This is a genomic window from Shewanella eurypsychrophilus (assembly GCF_007004545.3).
Classification (GTDB): domain Bacteria; phylum Pseudomonadota; class Gammaproteobacteria; order Enterobacterales; family Shewanellaceae; genus Shewanella; species Shewanella eurypsychrophilus.
In genome coordinates, this window is record NZ_CP045503.2 from 570,001 (window position 1) to 590,658 (window position 20,658).

Here is a 20,658-nt window from a genome sequence, read left to right on the forward strand (position 1 = left end):
CTTTTTTCGTTTGGACCAAAAAGATCAAAGGTTCGAATTCTGCTTTTTATAAAAGATAGGGCCGACCGCGCTCAGTTTCAGTAAACAAGTTTACGGACTCTTAATGAGAAAAAGGTGCGCAGCCCGGTAGCGCATCACTATTTACTCTTTAAAAAGAGAGTAAGAGTGGACCAGAGGGTCAGAGGATTCGGATCCTAACTCTCTATAAATACAGGCCGACCACTTTACTAGAAAGCCCTTCGAGAAATCGAAGGGCTCTTTGTTATTTAAAATTGGCTAGAAGATTCAAATCCTCTCTCTTTACGACTGAATGGCCGACCACTTATAAAAAAGCCTCAGAGGTTATCTGAGGCTTTGATAATGGGTTTAGCTAATGGGAGGGCCTAGTTAGGTCCAACATCCACTGGTGGGTGAATATAGCCCATGTAGGCGCTGGTTTTTAATGGAACAAAACGCTCTAATTGAGGCTTCTCCTCTATGCCTGTCACTATGACCTGAATATCTAAACCTCTGGCGACATTAATCAAGGCACGGCACAGCTCGCTGCTATGTTCACTCTCATCATAATATGCAAATGATTGATCGAGTTTTACATAGCTAGGTCTGAGTGTTTGCAAGTAAGACATGGAGCCAAACTGACGACCAAAGTGATCGATGCCAAAGTGAGCGCCGTTATCGCGAATAATGGTGCAAAGTGCTTCACATGAGTCTGGATCACTGTAAACACCAGTTTCTGGAATATCAAAACAGATCCGCTCCGATAGATTCGATGAACGTAAGAAGGAATTTAACCATTCATGGAATTTAGGATCGCTTAAACTGTGAAAGGTTAAGTTAATCGCAATAGGTTCATAATTGCGCTCTAACAGTTTCTGTTCATTGAGGGTTTCTATCAGACATTTGTCGAGAAGAGCGCCTAATGAAAGCAGTTCTACATAGGGCATAAACTGGCCCGCATGTATGGTCTTATCACCAATTTCGAGCTGACAATAGAGCTCTCTTTGGCTGATAGAGTCGCCATCATTGAGGTGTACTGGCTGCCACTTAAATTTAAATTGGCGGTTAGTAATCGCGTTGCTTAGATGTTCTCGCCACTGCTCACGGGTAAACAACTGCTTTTCTGTCGTTTCAAACCAATGGAACACCTTATCTTCTTTAATCGCTTTCTGAAGGGCGTTATCTGTTTGGGCTAAGATGTCAGAGACTGACATTTGGCCTATACGTTCGGCAAGACCGATTGAGAAATTCTCATTAGGTTTGCAGCCAGCCTTAGACATCTCTTGGTTAATTGTTCTTATTAAGGTTTGTAAGTATTTACTGGTTTTTTCATGTTCTGCACTAGTAATTAAAAAAGCAAATTCATAAGCCGCAATACGGGCTATGACAGAGACAGTGATCGCATCCAAGTGCTCTTTCATTTTTTCTGAAAGCAGCTTGATAGTTTCATCTCTGACTTGATAACCGTACTTGCTGTGGACCTCTTCTAACCAATCAAATTTAGCCATGACTAAGGCGCCACTTTTTGGTTCGCTTAACCAGCTATTTAGGCGGCCCATCATGTACTGACGGTTAGGTAGTCCAGAAACTTGGTCTATCAGGTTTTTCTTTCTTAGCTCGCCGACTTCTTCATCGAGTGAGTTAAAAATCTGCTTAAGCTGCTCAGACATGCTATTAAAGGCGAGAACCACTGACTTTAACTCCATGGTTTTTGGAATTTTCATATCAGGACCAAATTTACGTTGAGCTATCTCTTTGGCATGTTCTGCAATTTCGTGTAGTGGACGTAAAATCCATGTGAGTCCAAGGCGTGCACAGACAATTGCGATAAGAAAGAGCACAGAAAACACCATGATTGCGTTGGTCATGGTTCGCCACAATTCGTGATAACCGAAGCCTGGGTGAGCTGTTATTTCTAATCTAGCGAGCTGGATCCAACCCGATGTGATAGTGCTTTCTTTTTTAATCGTTTTAAAAAAATCGAGGTCAATAAACCATTGTGGTACACCTTGAATATTGACAGGATTTTCCCAAGCTTGTTGTTTACCATCTACAAGCCAAGTGAGTTTCACTTGTTGGTAATAACCGCCTTCAAAGATCACATTGATCAGAGTTTCGGCACCAACAATGTCTCCTGCTTCAAGATCTGGGATCAACATAATCCCTAACGAGTTACTGGTGTTGTTGAGATCTGACTCCATTTGTTTGGTCAGGAAATTTTGAGTTTCAGTAAACTGTACATAGCCTAGACTCGCCACTACCAACAAAAATAGGCCAAATAGTAGTGAGTAAATCTGTCGAAACAGTGTCATCTTTCTAGCTACTCCAATCTTAATTTGGGTGTTCTGAGTCTTTCGACACCCAATCTATGTTTGAGATCATTCCATTTCGCTAGTTTTTTAGATGAACCAGCTAGAACGCCTCGTCCTTTTTCTTTGTTTAACCAAAGCTGTCGACCATTAAAACTGTATACCGGTAGTAGATCTTTTCTCTGTGTTGCTGGCTTAATTCTTCTGTCTAAATTGTCTAGCACCAAAGGAATTGAAGAGGGTTTCTCATAGTAAGCGAGCACCATGTGATACTGATTGACTGTGGTCGCTTTTACCATGGTGATCCTTAATTTATCTTCAGAGATCCCTAGTTGTAGTAAGGTAAAATATTTAGCAATAGAGAAATCTTCACAATCCCCACCGTTAACACCAATGAACTCCATGGGGGTAGCCCAATAATTGTTATCACCCCAAAGCTTTATGTCGTCAACAAAACGGAAAAGATTAAAAAAGTTATTCACTTTAGTGATCTTTTCAATTTCACTAAGACCTTGAGACGCATCGAGCACTTTAAACCAAGCTTTAGCGCGTTTACCTGCCCGCTCACCATACTTAGACTCAAGTGTTGAGACTATATGTCCCTTATTGAGCTTTTGGGTCGGAGAAGCATATAGGCACGAAACCGCTAGAGTCAGTGCCACTACGATGAATTGGCAGACTTGTTTAAATGATAATGTACGACTAAGCCTGCCTTTCATAGTGCTCAGATTAATGCCTCTATTTCACTTCTTCATCGACGGTATAGATATGCCACTTCATATCAGCCGTTGTATCTTCTCCGGTAACTTCGGCAATAACACGCCTGTTTCGGGTATGAGCGATATCTGTACCGCTTTCATCAACGGGTCGATCATAGCTATAACCTATCGCAGTTAGCCTATCGGATGCAATGCTGTAACGCTCTGCTAATAGTGAAGTTACTGCATCGGCACGATTTTGTGACAAGGCCAAATTATGCTCGTAAGAGCCTGTTTTACTACAATGACCTTCAATGGTGACTTGCGTATTGGGGAACTCACTCATAAATGAGGCGATGACTTCCACTTGCTCATAATACATTGGGTCAATGTAAAAAGAGTCATTTGGAAATAAGATTTTAAGCTCTGAACGTTCGTTTATCGCTGTGACTTTTCCACAGCCATAGTTGTCAATGGTGGCACCCATGACGGTATCGTTACAGCGCTCACGGGCGACAATAACACCGTCAGTATCCAAATCATTAAGATCATGGACTTGAGTCGTATTGCCATCCATAGTCACTATGCTGGAGCATGCACTGAGTAAAGTGATGGCTAAAATTGAGATGAAGGTTTTCATTAGTTGACTCCTCCTTCGTAGTTACGCTCACCTTGCCAAACATCTGGGCGAGTCACTCGCAAGGACTCTAGTAGTCGGCCAGTGGCATTTAAAATACGATATTCTGAAAGTATTTCGTCGTATTCGGCTTCTAAGTAATCTTTACGGGCTTCGAATAATTCATTCTCAGTATCGAGCAAATCGAGCAAAGTCCGCTGGCCTAAGTTGAACTGCTGGCTATAGGCCACTTGTGTATCCTTAGCGGCGACGACGTGATCTCGAATATACATTTTCTGCGGCACTAGTAACTCATAGGCATTCCAGGCGAGACTAACGCCTTCTACTACCTGACGATAAGCACGCTCGCGTATCTCTTTAGCTTCTCCGATTTTGTAGCTAGCTTCTCTTTCTCTAGCGCGATCTTTACCACCAGAAAATAAGTTGTACTTGATTCTCACCATAGCGACGAGGTCATTACTATGACCACCCACATTAGCTGAAAACTGATTGAAACCATCTTCACCATCTAGATCGTTATTCCAGTTCCCATCGAGTTCTAACGTCAATTTGGGGTAATAGTTAGACTGAGCTGAATCACGTTCATTTTTAGCCGCATTAATATCACTGGTTGCAGATTTCAATATTGGGTGATTATTTTGCGCCAACTGCACGCTGGTATCGAGATCTTCAGGCAGCATATCATCGTCAGGAACCGGTACAATTAGATCCTCTGGCTGCTTTTCTACTACGCGGACAAATTGTGCTTTAGCGTCATAAAAATTGTTCTTTGCAGAGATCAGATTGGCATTGGCACGAGCAAGACGTCCTGTAATTTGTGACAGGTCGGCCACTGAACCTAAGCCTGAATCGGTTCTTTCTTTTATCTGCTCGTAAATATCCTGATGGCTGAGCAGGTTTTTTTCGGCAAGCGTCAGCACTTGTTCACTACGGATATAATTGACATAGACTTTAGCAACATCCAGAGCCATATCTTCCGCTGCGGCAAATAACGCCCATTGTTCGGCACTTGCTTCAAAGCTATATCTGTCGACTTCGCTTGAGGTATAAAAGCCGTCGAAAAGCATCTGTTTGATGCTGAAGCCAGCTTCTCCACGTTCAAGCTCAATGACACCTTCGTTATCGACATCGCCTTGTCCGGCTTTTCTTCTGGTCGAAGGACTGTTGGTCTGTTCCCAGCCATAGCCACCGCTAATATCAATTGTTGGCATATAGCCAGCGATAGCTTGATTGACTTGCTCCTCACGAGCTTTGAAACGATTAAAGGCGATACGTATTTCTGGATTCGTATCGAGTGTATGCGCGACAGCTTGTTCCAGTGTTTGGCTATAGGCCGAAGCTGGCAGTATCAGCGTGCCAACAGCTAACGCAAGAGCACTGCGTCTGAGCTGTCGAATAGTGCTGGTTTTCATGTTAACCCCTCCAGGTCGATTTTTTGGGCTTAGCGCTCTCTGAGAGCGGTATCTTTTGCCCTTAAAATTGGATTAAGTATGTACTCTAGGACGGATCTTTGCCCAGTTATTACATCAACCGAAGTTAACATCCCTGGTATAATTGGCATTTCAGTGCCGTCGTCCTTGGTCAAACTCGATAATTTAGTCCTAACCCTTACAAGATAGAAACTGTTTCCCTCTTCGTCCTGTGTTGTATCGGCACTAATGTGCTCTACAACGCCATTTAATCCCCCATAGCGGGTGAAGTCATAAGCGGTAACTTTGACTACAGCGGGTAAGCCAGGATGTAAAAATGCGATATCCTTTGGAACAATTTTGGTTTCAATGAGTAGCTGATCTTCCGATGGGACTATTTCGATAATATCGACACCAGGTTGAACTACACCACCCAATGTATTGATATGTATTGTTTTTATCGTTCCGTTAACCGGAGATGTTATTTCTGCTTTATTGACTTTGTCTTGTGCGCCAACTTGAGCTTCATTCATCCTAGAAAGCTTAGTCTGCAGTTCATTTAATTGAGTTCTGGTTTCTGCGGCGAAACTTAATACGGCTTCACGTCTTTTTAATATCGCTTCATCTTGAGAAGCCTTGAGCTTAGGTCTTAATAATCTAAGGGAAGAGAGCTCACCTTGAATATCGTTAACGACACGTTCGACTTTTAGCAACTCAACTTCGGGTACTATGCCTTTATCTGCTAATGGACGGGTTAATTCAAGCTCTCTGGAGACGAGCTGGAAACTCCTAGAAAGCGTGTCTATTTTAGAGGTCAGCTCTTTCGATTCTTGTTGTTTCTGCTGGATTTGACGGGCTAAAATTTCCAGCTGGTTGGTCAGGCTATCTAGCCTGCCTGTATACTCATCAGATTGACGTTGAATCAATTCAGGCTCTTCTTTTATTAACTGCCCTGAAAACTGTAAGGGTTTGGGGGTTATTTTTACCTGCTGTCTCCAGTCTGTAGCCATGCTTGTTATGGTGATACTGGCAAGTTCAGCCGATAAACGAATCACGTTGGCTTGTAAGCTGTAGACTTCTTGAGCTTGTTGGTCAAAATCAGAACGAAATCGTGTGTCGTCAATACGTACTAGTGGCTGGCCCTTAGTGACAACCATACCCTCTTTGACATACATATCCTTCATGATGCCGCCATCAAGGCTCTGAATTACCTGAATTTGAGAGGAGGGAATAACTTTACCCATACCCGTGGTGACTTGGTCTAGCTCTGCAAAATAGGCCCAAAGTACAAAACACAGTGCCAATGCCGCGAGTGACCAAATGATTAACCTGTGGCTGGTTGGCGCATCTGTCATCATCGCGCCATATACGTCATCGACCATCTCTAAGTCATGAGTTGTCAGGTGTTTGCTCATTTCTGGACTCCAGCGAGCAAGCCTTTACTCAACTTATCCAACACTTCTTCTTTGTCTCCATCTGCGATGACATGGCCTCTGTCTAGTACTATGATGCGATCAACCAATTTCAGAAGATGCATTTTATGGGTGATAAGCAGCAAGGTTCTGTCACGACTGACGTTCTGCATGGCGCGAATAAATTGCTTTTCGGCGCGGGCATCCAAACTCGCTGTAGGTTCATCCATTAATAAAACCGGTGGATCATTTAATGTTGCTCTGGCTAAAGCGACTGTTTGTCTTTGTCCTCGAGAGAGCGCTTGCCCACCTTCACCCACTTGCTGATCTAGACCTTCAGTTTCTAAATCGGTAAACAGATTAATCCCGGAAAGTTGAACCGCTCTAATCAGTTGATGTTCAGTAACTTGGCGAGTACCAAAAAGAATATTATCTCTGATGGTTCCATGAAACAGAGTGATGTCTTGTGGTAGATAACCAAAATTTCTACGCAAGTCGGTGGGGTGTATTTGAGCCGAGTCTAGTCCATCATATCTCAGGCTACCTTTAGTTGGCTGGTAGAGACCTACAAGCATCTTGGCTAAGGTGCTTTTACCCGAACCATTGCGGCCAATAATCGCTACACGTTCACCAGGCTTAATATTGAGTGACATAGTGTGTAAAACTGGCTTTTCAGATCCTGGATAACAGAAGCTAATATGGTCGGCGTTGAGTTGACCTTCGAGGCGCTGACGGCTGACAAGGTGGCCTTTGTTTTCAAATTCATCTTCTTGCTCCATGATCTCATTGAGCTGACGCAGGGCACTGGCAGTATGGTTACCACGGGTCATTAACCCAGCCAACTGTGCCATTGGCGATATCGCTCGGCTCGATAAGATAACCGCTGCGATAATGCCCCCCATAGAGATGGCATTATCTGCGACTCGATAAACACCCAAAATCACCACACATACGACAGAAAGTTGCACGGTAAAATTAGCTAGGTTTGTCACTGAAGTAGAAAGTTTTTTTGCCTTTAATTGCCAGTTGGCTGTATGGCCTATCATCTGCTGCCAACTCTTTTGGACCAAACCCTCAGCACCGCTCGATTTGATTGATTCTAATGAGGCAAGCGACTCAATTAAGTGGCCATGCTTAAGGCTAGAAAACTTATTACTTTCCTCAATCGCCGCTTTTAGCTTTGGCTGAACAATTAAGGTATAGCCGATAATGATGATGCTACCCAGTAGAGGGATCACCGCGAGATCGCCAGCGACGACATAGATGATTAGCATAAAGAAAATAGCGAAGGGGAGGTCGACTAAGGTGGTGATGGTCGCAGAGGTTAAGATCTCTCTTATGCTATCAAACTCGCCTAGCTGTTTCGCCATCCCCCCGACACTTGGGGAGCGTTTTTCTAATGGGATCCCAATCGCTTTGGCAAAGAGTTTAGAAGATACGATGATATCAACTTTCTTACCTGCAACATCGATAAGATATGCGCGTAATTGACGCATTATTAGATCAAAAATATAGGCTATACCTGCGCCAATAGCGAGTACCCACAGAGAGGCGAAAGCCAGGTTAGGTACGACCTTGTCATAAACGTTCATGATGAAAAGGGGAGACACTAATGCAAACAGGTTAACTAATACCGAGGCAATTAATGCATCTCGGTAGATAGGGGCTGAGTCTTTCAACGTTTGCAAAAGCCAGTGACTATTATTGTCATGCTGGTGAAGATCAAATCCCATGTCGCCACGGTATTGCTGTTTGACCAAAAACAGATAGCCAACATAGATAGCTTCAAGATCCTCAATTGATAATACCTGTTCACCACCCGTTTCCGGCAGTTGAATCACAGCCTTGTCTTTATCGAAATCGATTTCTCTGAGCAGGCAAGCTTTCTTGTCTTTAAGCAACAAAATACAAGGTAAAAAGATAGGTGATACTTGGTCTAGCCCTTTGCGAGTGAGCTTTGCTGTTAACCCTGCACGACCTGCTGCTTGAGGAACAAGGTCTGGTGTCAGGACGCTAGAGGACAGCGGTAGGCCTGCCGCCAGAGATTCGCTGGAGCATGGGCTACCGAAATATTCGGTTAATAGGACTAAACTGTCTAGCAAGGGATCGACTGAGACTCTTTGAGAGGCAGAGACTGTCCATTGCTCAGTTTTCTGAGAAGCAGTTACAGACACCTAAAACGTATCCTTAAGGATTATGATAAGAACTTATTGATTTTATATTACTAAATTATTAATCAAAATGGCCTATATTGCTACAGGCCATTGTTAGATTTAATTTATTTTAAGGGTAGTCATTGCCAATTCTATTCTCTTCGAATGGAGAAATAGGCTCTGAAACTGGTGCTACAGGAGAACCATTTGAATTGGTTTCATTGCTGATTATTAGGGCTCCGTCACTGAGTAGGCCACTAATAGCCTGTTCTTCGGTGATCCCGCCACTAAGCAGGTTCACTCCATCTAGAATGATATGCTGCGTATAATCATCACCACCATTAACGTCAATATCAATAGTTGTTGCACCTGTTGTATGGTCGAAGCTGATATGCAGGAATTCATTGAGGTTGTCACTATTCTCACCCTGCAGTAAGTCACTGATATCTAGCTTATTGGTTCCTACTTCGAAATCAATTATATGATCCGTACCAAATTCGTCTTTATTCCAAATGAAGGTGTCATCACCTAAACCACCAATAAGCGTGTCATTACCTAGGCCACCAATGAGCATGTCGTTACCGGATTGTCCATCAAGAAGGTCGTGACCATCAGTACCTTCGATAGCTGTTTCCAGAGTATCTGAGTTTGCTGAGCCTCCGCGAATATAAACTGCACCATCTGCACCAACAATCTCTAGTCTCGGCTCAAAATCTGCTGCTATATCTATACTCGATTCGGCAGTCCAGCCAGAGAGAGAATAGACGCCTCCTGATTCTGAAAAAGAGTTAGCGTTGAGAGTCCATGTACCGTCACCATTACCAGAGACTAAATCTGAATTAGCATCGTAAATGGTTACCCCGTCAGGGAATCCAGATAAGGTGATTGAGTTGACTGATGAGAGATCATGATTAGTAAACTCATATGATGCTGAAAGCTCATAACTCGTCACAGTTTGGTAGCTGTCATCACTTTCAATTTCAAAAAGCGTAACGCCATTAGCACCATTGGTATCGCCTTCGACAACAAAGCTGAAAGAGCTAAATGGGATGTTATTTACTAGGGTTATGGTGTCTAAATTGTTATTTCCACTACCAATTTCAATTGGGGTATGGACTACAACGTTGCCGTTTATGTCAGTTGTAGTAATTTTAATTGACTGCCCCGCAGGGTTTTTAAAGGTAAGAGTGATATCTTTTACGGCAGACGAAAGCTCTATATCTAACTGTTCACTACCATTGATTCTGAAGCCATCATCTGCACTCCCGCCACCATTACCATTACCTTCATTTAACCCTATACCGACCCCTTGACCATTATTGTAGCTTAGGTAGCCATCTCCACTGGTGATAGAAGTTCCATCATTGAAAATGATCTCGGTTATATCTTTATCATTATGATTAGCATCGCTATTTCCACTCTTGAAAGTGGCGACATCATTTTTTACTTCAATATCGATATCTTCATCGGATTCAACAAGTCTTTCTTCACCCTTAACTAAAGTGACGGATAGATCTTTAATGGCAGCTGTAGGCTCAGGAGTTTCTGGTGGTGTTTCATTACCATTTGATGAGGTTTCTAAAACTGTCAGATCCCAATTGATAGTATTGGTAGCTGTATCACCGTTGGACGATTCAGTAGCAGTAGCTGTAACCGTTAGGGTGTAAACATTATCAACCGAATCGTTGTCAGGAACTTTAACTTGCAGTGAGCTTAGGTCCCAACCTTCAAGGTTAATGGTTCCATCGACTGTGAGTTCAGTGACCACACCGTTGTAGAGGCCTTTCAATATTGAGCCATTAGGAATGCCATCAAGAGTCAATGATAAGCTCTCTGAACCATCAATATCGTTCAAACTAGATGTGATCTCACTCAGTTTTATAAAGTCATTTTCATAGCCAAGGTTATCGACTGCCTTAAAAGTTAGATTATCTAAAATAGCGCCTACAGAGTCAGAGTTCTCTGCTTCAAATAGCAATCTATAAGTCCCGGTTTCATCGACTGGCAGTACAATTTTTTGATCTAATAACCATTCACTATTGGTTGGTGAGAACGTGTATAGAAGCACCTCTGTTCCTGGAATAGCATCACCATTATCATCAATCTGAACTAATGTTATAGACATGCCAGAGGTATCCGCATTGTTTAATCTAGCCGCGACATCAAAGCCAACTTCATAGAATCGACCTGCCTCACACTCTATGTCAGTATAAAGAGTCTTATCTCCTGTACTGCCTTCAATCTCCATTACCTGATTTTGCGAATTACCAGCGAGATAGGTGCCCTCTTTACCAACCTCAACATATCCATTATTGTTAGCAGTATTCCAAACCCCTATAGTATTCGCGCCAGAAACAGAGTTGATATCTATTTGGCCAAGCCATGAGCTACCATTGAGGTTTACATCTTCGAAATTCATTAGGGCAAGCGTTTGATAACCTTCTAAGTTAAGGTTTGGTGTATCGGCATCTGCAGTTACATTAATAGTTAATGTGGCCGTAGCACCAGTATTGGTAGTGTAGGTGATTAGAGGTACTGTTCCACTCCAATCTTCACCCGGTGTGAAGCTATAACTTCCATCACTTTCAAGCTTTAATGTGCCAATTTCGAGAGTTTCAAGAGTGCCACCTATCTCTATGTCATAGGTTAATACTACTTCTGTTCCAGCCGTATAGGAGCCAGTGTGACCAAGTATAGTAAATGAGGTCACAGTTAACTCATCATCGGCATCACTATCACCAGTTTCTGAATCTGTAAGAACATTACCAGTAGTTTGAACACTATCTTCGAGAACGGTTAAGCTATCATCTTGCGTTAGCGTAGGTTTGCCGATATGACCTTCAACGGTATTGAGATTGATAGTCAATGTTGCATTTGACTCATCCCCGTCGCTATCCCGCATGGTGTAGTGAAACTCTTCTTTAGCATTATCTGGAATATCGTTAGCGTCAGTCGTTAGCTGATAAGTGTAGCTACCATCACTGAAGATAAATAAGTAGCCATAGTCACCGTCAACTCTTGTTCCTGTGTCAGTTACGGCTGCAGCTTCAGGATCAATATCGTGCTCTGAATCAATGGTAATAACAGATAAATCGGTATCAGCACCCGTTATATCATTTGTTAATACGTTGCCCGAAGTGGCAGGTAGCTGATAATCACTACCTTCGGTAACTTTGACGATAATCTCGTAATTAGTAGATTGGCCTTCCGCAGTGTTAATAACAGTGATGGGATCCGCATCAGGAGTGCTTGGATCTCTAAAGCCAACCACTTGAATGGTATAGACGCTACCATCATGGTCAAAAGTGATACTCGGTGTACCAATAGTGATGATGTCGTCGCTATTACTACCTGAGTTTGGTGTTTCATCGTGAGCGAACGGGATATCTAAAGTGACTAGGGTTTCGTTACCAAGTGCATCCTTTACGGTAAAGGTTATTTGCATGGTAGCACTAGTGATGCCTGTGTCACTGTTTATGGTGTAGTTGTAGTGAGTAAAGGTGCCTAAGGAGATATCTTGATTTAGTAATAAACCATCACTTAATGCGGTGTCGTTATCAATAAAGCCATAACCAGATTGCTTACCACTTGTTTCACCCCATCGAATTTGGTCATGACCTGAGTCATTATCCTCACCACCACCGTAATCATTTCCTGTTGCATCTGTACCATCGAAAGTATCGACGTTTTGGCCACCTGAGTGGCTAGTCCATACGGCTTCAATGTCACCAACTAGGAAGTTATCGACAAGGACATCTAAGGTTTCTTCATCATCTTTTGCTATGCCGGCATCATCCAAGACGGTGACCGATACACTGCCTGTCGCTGTAGAGCCATTTGAATCCGTAGCAATAACTTCAATGCCGTTTATCTGTAAGGCGTCGGCATCAAGATTGTGATCCATATTATCAAGTAGAGTAGCTGTAACTGTAACGCCCCCCGTAGTCCCTGCCACGATTTCACTGCTAGAAAGTTCTATTCGAATGATTTGAGTTTGAGTACCTGCAAGACTACCGATTAAATGTCCGCCTACGATTACCCAAGAAAGGGTGCCATCGAAACCACTAACGGTTATCCCATTGAGATTGCCGAAAGCGAAGTTGCTTATATTGGCTGAGGCAGCGGTAAAGTTGAGGCTATCTGAGTGTGTATCAGTATTTGCACCTAAAGTATCGGCATCATCGAGGCTCAGTAAGACCTTATTGCCTCCACTGATCTCGTCTGTTCCATATATGGTGATAGTAACGGTTGTCGTTGTTACGCCATCAGCATTAAGAACGGTAAATATATCGTTTAAGAAGCTTGTGGGTTCAGAGGTCAAATCTTGAATAGCAGTCTGGCTATTATCTGCAGTATAGGTCCAGTTGCCGCTAGCATCTAACACTAAAGTACCGTAAGTTCCGGTGAAGCTATCGGCAGTGAACTTATCTTCACCGGCATCGCCACCAGTACCAGCATCGAGTTGGCCATTAGTCACCAAGTCACCACCAACAGTAACAGCAGTGTCTTCAGTAACACTTCCTAAATCAGGGGTTAAGACTGGAACATCATCGGTTCCAATTATGTTGATTGTTACCGTGGCGGTATCGGTAGCACCAAACTCATCTGTGATGGTATAGGTGAAAGTATCTGTATCTAGCTCGCCAGCTTTTAAGCCGCTAAACGCTCCATTGGTGTTGTAGTTGTAAGTTCCGTCATTATAGATGGTAAGAATTGCGCCACTAGTGAGTGTAATCGTATTACTAGCTGGAATGTCACTGCCGTTTACAGCGGTAATTGAAAATGAATCCGCCAAAACATGTGTATGGTCGCCAATGTCGTGATCAGGGTCTAAATCATTAGCAAGCAATCCATCTTCAATACTAGAAGCTGATAGTGAGCCGCCCTCTTGCACTACGAGTGCATCGCCTCCTAGCGCAGGGCCGGAAACAGTAATAGAGGTCAGGTAGTAATCAGAAGAGTCTCCGCCAGGGTTAGCTTGATTTAATTCATCAAGGGTATAGGTAGCCTCGAATACTAAAGTATCGAATACCAAGTTACCTGTATCTATGGTGAACTCGCCACTATTGCTACCATCTGTTTTGAAAGTCTCCATTGCAACGAGTTGACCTTGGTAATATGCCTTCCAGATACCTTGCTCACCACCTTCTTCGCTCGAATACATGTTGCTTACATTGAATGTCGCTTGGTTGACTAGTCCATTAAAGGTAAAAATTAGCGCTTCAGATTGGCCTGTCTCAGCGTTAAATTCAATTTGATCCGTTGTCGCCCCCTGAGTTCTAGGAGTGCCTACAACGCCAAGTTTGTTTGCATCGGAAGAATAGTTAACTTCGCCTACCTCTCCGTTGGCATTTCTGGCACTAATGGCAAACAATGGATTTACTTGAGCACCATTTTCAGTTCCCCAGTTATCTGCAGAGCTTGCGCTGGCTGCAAATGAGCTGCCTTGTGCATCATCAAAGGCATCCACAGTATTAATGCTAATGTTTAGCGTGCTCGTCGAGCCGGTATTCGTTTCGTATTGGATAGTAGGGGGTGTTTCACCATTCCAATCGTCAGCGGCGACGAATGTATAGGTACCATCAGCGTTTATGGTGATATCGCCATAGCCATCAATGGAAATGGTTTCACCTGCGTTAACTGTTTTTATAACTGTTAAGTTATCTGCAGCGAGTAAAGAGAAAGTAGCGACCGATAGCGTATTGTCGACATCTTTGTCGTTAGCCAGCACACCTTTATTTACATCTAGAACTTCAAGAGTTTGCCCTTCATTTGCCCTATTAGTATCGGGTGTAAGCTCTGATGGATCATCTACATCAGTTGCAGTTATCTTGACAGTGTTCTCTTCGGTAGAGAATGCACTTGAACCACCTGTTTCAGTGATATTTACTGTTGTGCCCGCCGATCCTGTTGTTTGATCCCAAGCTCTGTAAGTAAACTCGGCTGTTGTGCCTTGCTCACTATTAGGAACGAAGCGGATTTGATCGCTAGCACTCAATAATAGCGCTTGTGTAGAGCTGATATTTGTTGGGTCTAAATCTATCCAAGCCCCACCACCAATTGATACTTGCCAAGTGCCGTTACCATCATCTAAGGAGGTGATAGCCATCCCTTCTACAGCACCATTATCTACATCACTCACATTGGCAGCGAGTATTTCAGATACAGAGTATGCTTGGCTTGTTTCATCTTCAGTAATGGAGGTTAATATTTTTGTTTCTGAAAGCAGTACAGGCGCGTCATTAGTGCCAGTGATGGTAAAGCTCACAACCGTTGTTGCAACACCATTGTTATTGTCTGTCGCGGTCACAGTGTAGCTAAAGGTGATGGTTTCACCTTGAGCTAAGAAGTCTAGATTGACACCTGCGGCATTGTAATTCCAAGCGGTGTTACCAGGTGCTTCATCGGTAGCGCTGGTGCTAAAGCCATTTATCAGAGCGGTAGTGAGGCCACTGTCTAGGTCGCCGCCATTCCAGCTGATGTTGTTATTGGACGCAAAAGTGATATCAATGACATCGTTGGTATCTACATCACCAAAGGTAACAGTACCGCTGTCAGTTAAGGTTTGTGTTGAAGCGTCTGCAGCTTCGGTAAAGCCAGCTGATGCCGTAGCGCTGACAGTTGGCGCGTCATTAGTGCCAGTGATGGTAAAGCTCACAACCGTTGTTGCAACACCATTGTTATTGTCTGTCGCGGTCACAGTGTAGCTAAAGGTGATGGTTTCACCTTGAGCTAAGAAGTCTAGATTGACACCTGCGGCATTGTAATTCCAAGCGGTGTTACCAGGTGCTTCATCGGTAGCGCTGGTGCTAAAGCCATTTATCAGAGCGGTAGTGAGGCCACTGTCTAGGTCGCCGCCATTCCAGCTGATGTTGTTATTGGACGCAAAAGTGATATCAATGACATCGTTGGTATCTACATCACCAAAGGTAACAGTACCGCTGTCAGTTAAGGTTTGTGTTGAAGCGTCTGCAGCTTCGGTAAAGCCAGCTGATGCCGTAGCGCTGACAGTTGGCGCGTCATTAGTGCCAGTGATGGTAAAGCTCACAACCGTTGTTGCAACACCATTGTTATTGTCTGTCGCGGTCACAGTGTAGCTAAAGGTGATGGTTTCACCTTGAGCTAAGAAGTCTAGATTGACACCTGCGGCATTGTAATTCCAAGCGGTGTTACCAGGTGCTTCATCGGTAGCGCTGGTGCTAAAGCCATTTATCAGAGCGGTAGTGAGGCCACTGTCTAGGTCGCCGCCATTCCAGCTGATGTTGTTATTGGACGCAAAAGTGATATCAATGACATCGTTGGTATCTACATCACCAAAGGTAACAGTACCGCTGTCAGTTAAGGTTTGTGTTGAAGCGTCTGCAGCTTCGGTAAAGCCAGCTGATGCCGTAGCGCTGACAGTTGGCGCGTCATTAGTGCCAGTGATGGTAAAGCTCACAACCGTTGTTGCAACACCATTGTTATTGTCTGTCGCGGTCACAGTGTAGCTAAAGGTGATGGTTTCACCTTGAGCTAAGAAGTCTAGATTGACACCTGCGGCATTGTAATTCCAAGCGGTGTTACCAGGTGCTTCATCGGTAGCGCTGGTGCTAAAGCCATTTATCAGAGCGGTAGTGAGGCCACTGTCTAGGTCGCCGCCATTCCAGCTGATGTTGTTATTGGACGCAAAAGTGATATCAATGACATCGTTGGTATCTACATCACCAAAGGTAACAGTACCGCTGTCAGTTAAGGTTTGTGTTGAAGCGTCTGCAGCTTCGGTAAAGCCAGCTGATGCCGTAGCGCTGACAGTTGGCGCGTCATTAGTGCCAGTGATGGTAAAGCTCACAACCGTTGTTGCAACACCATTGTTATTGTCTGTCGCGGTCACAGTGTAGCTAAAGGTGATGGTTTCACCTTGAGCTAAGAAGTCTAGATTGACACCTGCGGCATTGTAATTCCAAGCGGTGTTACCAGGTGCTTCATCGGTAGCGCTGGTGCTAAAGCCATTTATCAGAGCGGTAGTGAGGCCACTGTCTAGGTCGCCGCCATTCCAGCTGATGTTGTTATTGGACGCAAAAGTGATATCAATGACATCGTTGGTATCTACATCACCAAAGGTAACAGTACCGCTGTCAGTTAAGGTTTGTGTTGAAGCGTCTGCAGCTTCGGTAAAGCCAGCTGATGCCGTAGCGCTGACAGTTGGCGCGTCATTAGTGCCAGTGATGGTAAAGCTCACAACCGTTGTTGCAACACCATTGTTATTGTCTGTCGCGGTCACAGTGTAGCTAAAGGTGATGGTTTCACCTTGAGCTAAGAAGTCTAGATTGACACCTGCGGCATTGTAATTCCAAGCGGTGTTACCAGGTGCTTCATCGGTAGCGCTGGTGCTAAAGCCATTTATCAGAGCGGTAGTGAGGCCACTGTCTAGGTCGCCGCCATTCCAGCTGATGTTGTTATTGGACGCAAAAGTGATATCAATGATATCGTTGGTATCGACATCACCAAAGGTAACAGTACCGCTGTCAGTTAAGGTTTGTGTTGAAGCGTCTGCAGCTTCGGTAAAGCCAGCTGATGCTGTAGCGCTGACAGTTGGCGCGTCATTAGTGCCAGTGATGGTAAAGCTCACAACCGTTGTTGCAACACCATTGTTATTGTCTGTCGCGGTCACAGTGTAGCTAAAGGTGATGGTTTCACCTTGAGCTAAGAAGTCTAGATTGACACCTGCGGCATTGTAATTCCAAGCGGTGTTACCAGGTGCTTCATCGGTAGCGCTGGTGCTAAAGCCATTTATCAGAGCGGTAGCGAGGCCACTGTCTAGGTCGCCGCCATTCCAGCTGATGTTGTTATTAGACGCAAAAGTGATATCAATGACATCGTTGGTATCGACATCACCAAAGGTAACAGTACCGCTGTCAGTTAAGGTTTGTGTTGAAGCGTCTGCAGCTTCGGTAAAGCCAGCTGATGCTGTAGCGCTGACAGTTGGCGCATCATTGGTGCCAACAATGGTCACTTTGATGGTATACGAAGTTTGTCCATCTAGGCTGGTGACGACGATATCACGGACAACTTCTTGACCTTCGGCTAATGATTGAATAACTAGGTTGTCGTTACTTAACTCGTAACTCCAGTTGCCATCTGCATCGATGCTGAAGGTGCCGTAATTACCATTAGAGTCACCATCGGCAACATTAGTTTGGGTGGTAAAGAATGCTTCACCTGTATCTACATCGCTAATTTCAAGCTTACCGCTTGTTGTTAACACGGTCTCATCAAGTTGATCTAAATGAGCATCTTCAGTGACGGTTCCTAGATCTGTGCCTTGATCATTAGCTGTGATAATCGCAGTATCATTAGTCCCTACGATGGTGACGGTAATTGTATGGGAAGCTGTGCCGTCAGCACTGGTGACTGTGATTTGGCGGGTAACAGTTTCTCCTTCGGGAAGAGACTGTACATCAAGGTGATCATTGTTGAGTTCGTAGGTCCAATTACCGTCGGCATCAATATTAAAGGTACCGTAGTTAGCATCTTGTACATTGGTTTGAGTTTGAAATACTGCTTCACCGCTATCGACGTCAGTGACATCAAGTTTACCACCAGTGATCTCTACAGTTTGGGTGTCATTGTCACTGGCTCCATCTTCAGTGACGGTACCCAGATCTGAGTCTCCTGCACCTGAACCAACAGAGATATTGGCAGGATCATTGGCGCCAACAATAGTGATGGTAATCGTGTGAGTATCTGTTCCATCTTTACTTGTGACGGTTATTTCACGAGTAATGATTTGCCCCTGGGTTAGTGACTGTACATCGGTATGCGCGTTATTGAGAACATATGTCCAGTTGCCGTTTTCATCTATGCTAAAGCTGCCGTAGTTAGCATCGGCTACATTAGTTTGAACCTCAAAGACGGCCTCACCAGTATCAATATCTACAATATCTAGCTTGCCGTTGACGGCCTGCACAGTAGTATCAATTTGATCGCTGTCTCCATCTTCAGTGACAGTTCCTTTATCTGTATCGCCTAGATCTGTGCCGACAGTAATATCTGCTGGATCATTAGCACCAACAATAGTGACTGTGATGGTATGAGAGTCGCTGCCATCAATACTAGTGACCGTTATTTCACGGATAATAACTTGGCCTTCAGTCAGTGATTGAACATCTATATGGTCATTATTGAGAATATATTCCCAGTTACCATTTTCATCTATGCTGAATGCGCCGTAGTTTTCATCCTCTACGTTATCTTGAGCTGTAAAAAATGATTCACCTGCATCAGGGTCTGTTACATCAAGCTTTCCACCGACAACTTGAACTGTAGAGGCATCATTATCGCTTGCACCATCTTCAGTTACTGTTCCTTGGTCGTTAGAACCATCAGCGACTGAAATAACGGCAGGATCGATTGTTGGCAAAACATTAATTGATAGTGTTGCAGTACTACCAGTATTGGTGGTGTAGGTGATAACAGGAACTGAGCCATTCCAGTTGTCGTTTGGCGTAAAGGTATAAGATCCATCTTCATTGATGACCAGCTCGCCGCCTTCAAGTTCTACTATTGTACCAGCAGTATGAGTTTCACCATTGACTTCAAAGCTTGCAACGGTGAGATCGTTATCTATGTCTGAATCGTTATCTAATACATTACCTGTCGCGACAGTGTCTTCATCAATGGTGTTGGTATCGTTAGCTAATGTGCTTGCATCATCAACCGGAGTAACCTCGATTGAGAGTGTTGCAGAAGAGCCTGTGTTGGTCGTGTAGGTGATAATAGGAACTGAGCCGTTCCAGTTTTCGTTTGGCGTAAAGGTATAAGAGCCATCCGTGTTGATGACTATTGAGCCGCCTTCAAGTTCTACTGTTGTGCCAGCTGTATGGGTTTCACCGTTTACTTCGAAACTAACTACAGATAAATCACTATCGATATCGGAGTCGTTATCTAATACATTGCCAGTCGCGACGGTGTCTTCAGCAACGGTATTACTGTCATTAGCGAGGATGCTTGGATCATCGACAGGTGTAACCTCAATAGTTACAGTACCTGTTTGGCCAGTATTAGTGGTGTAGATGATATCTGGGACCGTGCCGTTCCAATCATCATCGGGTGTGAATACAAAGGTGCCGTCTTCGTTGATGACTAACGTACCACCTTCCAGTTCTACTTCTGTTCCTGCTGTGAAAGTATCGCCATTAACGGTAAATGTATCTACAGTGAGTTCAGAATCACTATCAAAATCATTGTCTAATAGGTTGCCTGTGGCAACTCCATCTTCTTCGATGATATAGCTATCATTGGCAATGACACTAGGAGAGTCACTGCTTTTGATGCTTTCGTTATTTAATGCTGAGAAGCTAGATTGAGAGGCTCCAGCGGTATTGAAACCAGAACCTGCTTGAGTTTCACTTCCGCTACGGCCCAGGGAGACGAAATCACCGCCTTCATTACCATTTGTGCCTGCGCCTGCTGCCGTGGCAGGTCCTTCAGTTGGATCTTCACCTGCTGCGATCAGAGCTTGAATCGCTTCTATTTCATCAAGAGCAGATAAATCTATATCTGATAAAGAGGTGACTTCACTTGCTGAAGCTTGATTGGAGTAGCGAGTGCCATCTTCATATTCGATCTCTAACTCTGCATTTTCTTCTATAGATAATGCAGCTCCAACTGGAAGTTGATCACCTTGTGCAAGAAGCCGTTTATCACCGTTTATGTCTACAGTGATCTCTCCATTTGCAATCAAAACTTGTCCATGTTGTGTGGTGATTAAAGATTTCATTCTTAGCTCCAAGCAAATAACGTTAACAGTGCAGCTCTGGTAAACCCTTTACCCAACGTCAGCAGCAAATTCATACAATCTGATCGCAAAGGTTAACCCATGTAAAAACCAACGTCAATTTGTTGACGTGTTAATACCTGTTTGTTAGTAAGTCGATAGTTTTATTGTCTATTCTAACTTCTGGAATTAGTTAATAATTGCGTTGTTTTATTGGCATAACTAATTATTGGCGGGTGGACTGTTACATTGGGGGGGATATGCATTGTCACTTCCTTGTATTCAAAA

At 43.8% G+C, this 20,658-nt stretch carries 7 protein-coding genes; all 7 read right to left on the reverse strand.

The window, feature by feature from the left end:
* Positions 1 to 383: 383 nt before the first annotated feature.
* The 7 genes from FM038_RS02410 to FM038_RS02440 all read right to left on the reverse strand — a co-directional run bounded on the left by FM038_RS02410 (position 384) and on the right by FM038_RS02440 (position 20,373).
* On the reverse strand, positions 384 to 2,309 hold the full coding sequence (locus FM038_RS02410) for a bifunctional diguanylate cyclase/phosphodiesterase (RefSeq protein ID WP_142871785.1): 1,926 nt from the start codon (positions 2,307 to 2,309) through the stop codon (positions 384 to 386).
* Positions 2,310 to 2,317: 8 nt separating this feature from the next.
* Complete coding sequence (locus FM038_RS02415; protein ID WP_142871786.1) at positions 2,318 to 3,025, reverse strand: transglutaminase-like cysteine peptidase; 708 nt, start codon at positions 3,023 to 3,025, stop codon at positions 2,318 to 2,320.
* Between the two features lie 19 nt (positions 3,026 to 3,044).
* Complete coding sequence (locus FM038_RS02420; protein ID WP_142871787.1) at positions 3,045 to 3,644, reverse strand: OmpA family protein; 600 nt, start codon at positions 3,642 to 3,644, stop codon at positions 3,045 to 3,047.
* Entirely contained in the window at positions 3,644 to 5,053 is a 1,410-nt protein-coding gene (locus FM038_RS02425) for a TolC family outer membrane protein (protein WP_142871788.1), read from the reverse strand. The genes FM038_RS02420 and FM038_RS02425 overlap by 1 nt, the downstream gene beginning before the upstream one ends.
* Positions 5,054 to 5,082: 29 nt before the next feature.
* On the reverse strand, positions 5,083 to 6,465 hold the full coding sequence (locus FM038_RS02430; protein WP_142871789.1) for an HlyD family type I secretion periplasmic adaptor subunit: 1,383 nt from the start codon (positions 6,463 to 6,465) through the stop codon (positions 5,083 to 5,085).
* Positions 6,462 to 8,636 (reverse strand): type I secretion system permease/ATPase, encoded by a 2,175-nt coding sequence (locus FM038_RS02435; RefSeq protein ID WP_142871790.1) that lies wholly within the window; start codon positions 8,634 to 8,636, stop codon positions 6,462 to 6,464. Before FM038_RS02435 ends, FM038_RS02430 begins: the two co-directional genes overlap by 4 nt.
* Positions 8,637 to 8,745: 109 nt before the next feature.
* Positions 8,746 to 20,373 carry a retention module-containing protein gene (locus FM038_RS02440; RefSeq protein ID WP_223292985.1) on the reverse strand — a complete coding sequence of 3,876 codons (11,628 nt, stop codon included), beginning with the start codon at positions 20,371 to 20,373 and terminating at the stop codon, positions 8,746 to 8,748.
* Between the last annotated feature and the right edge of the window lie 285 nt (positions 20,374 to 20,658).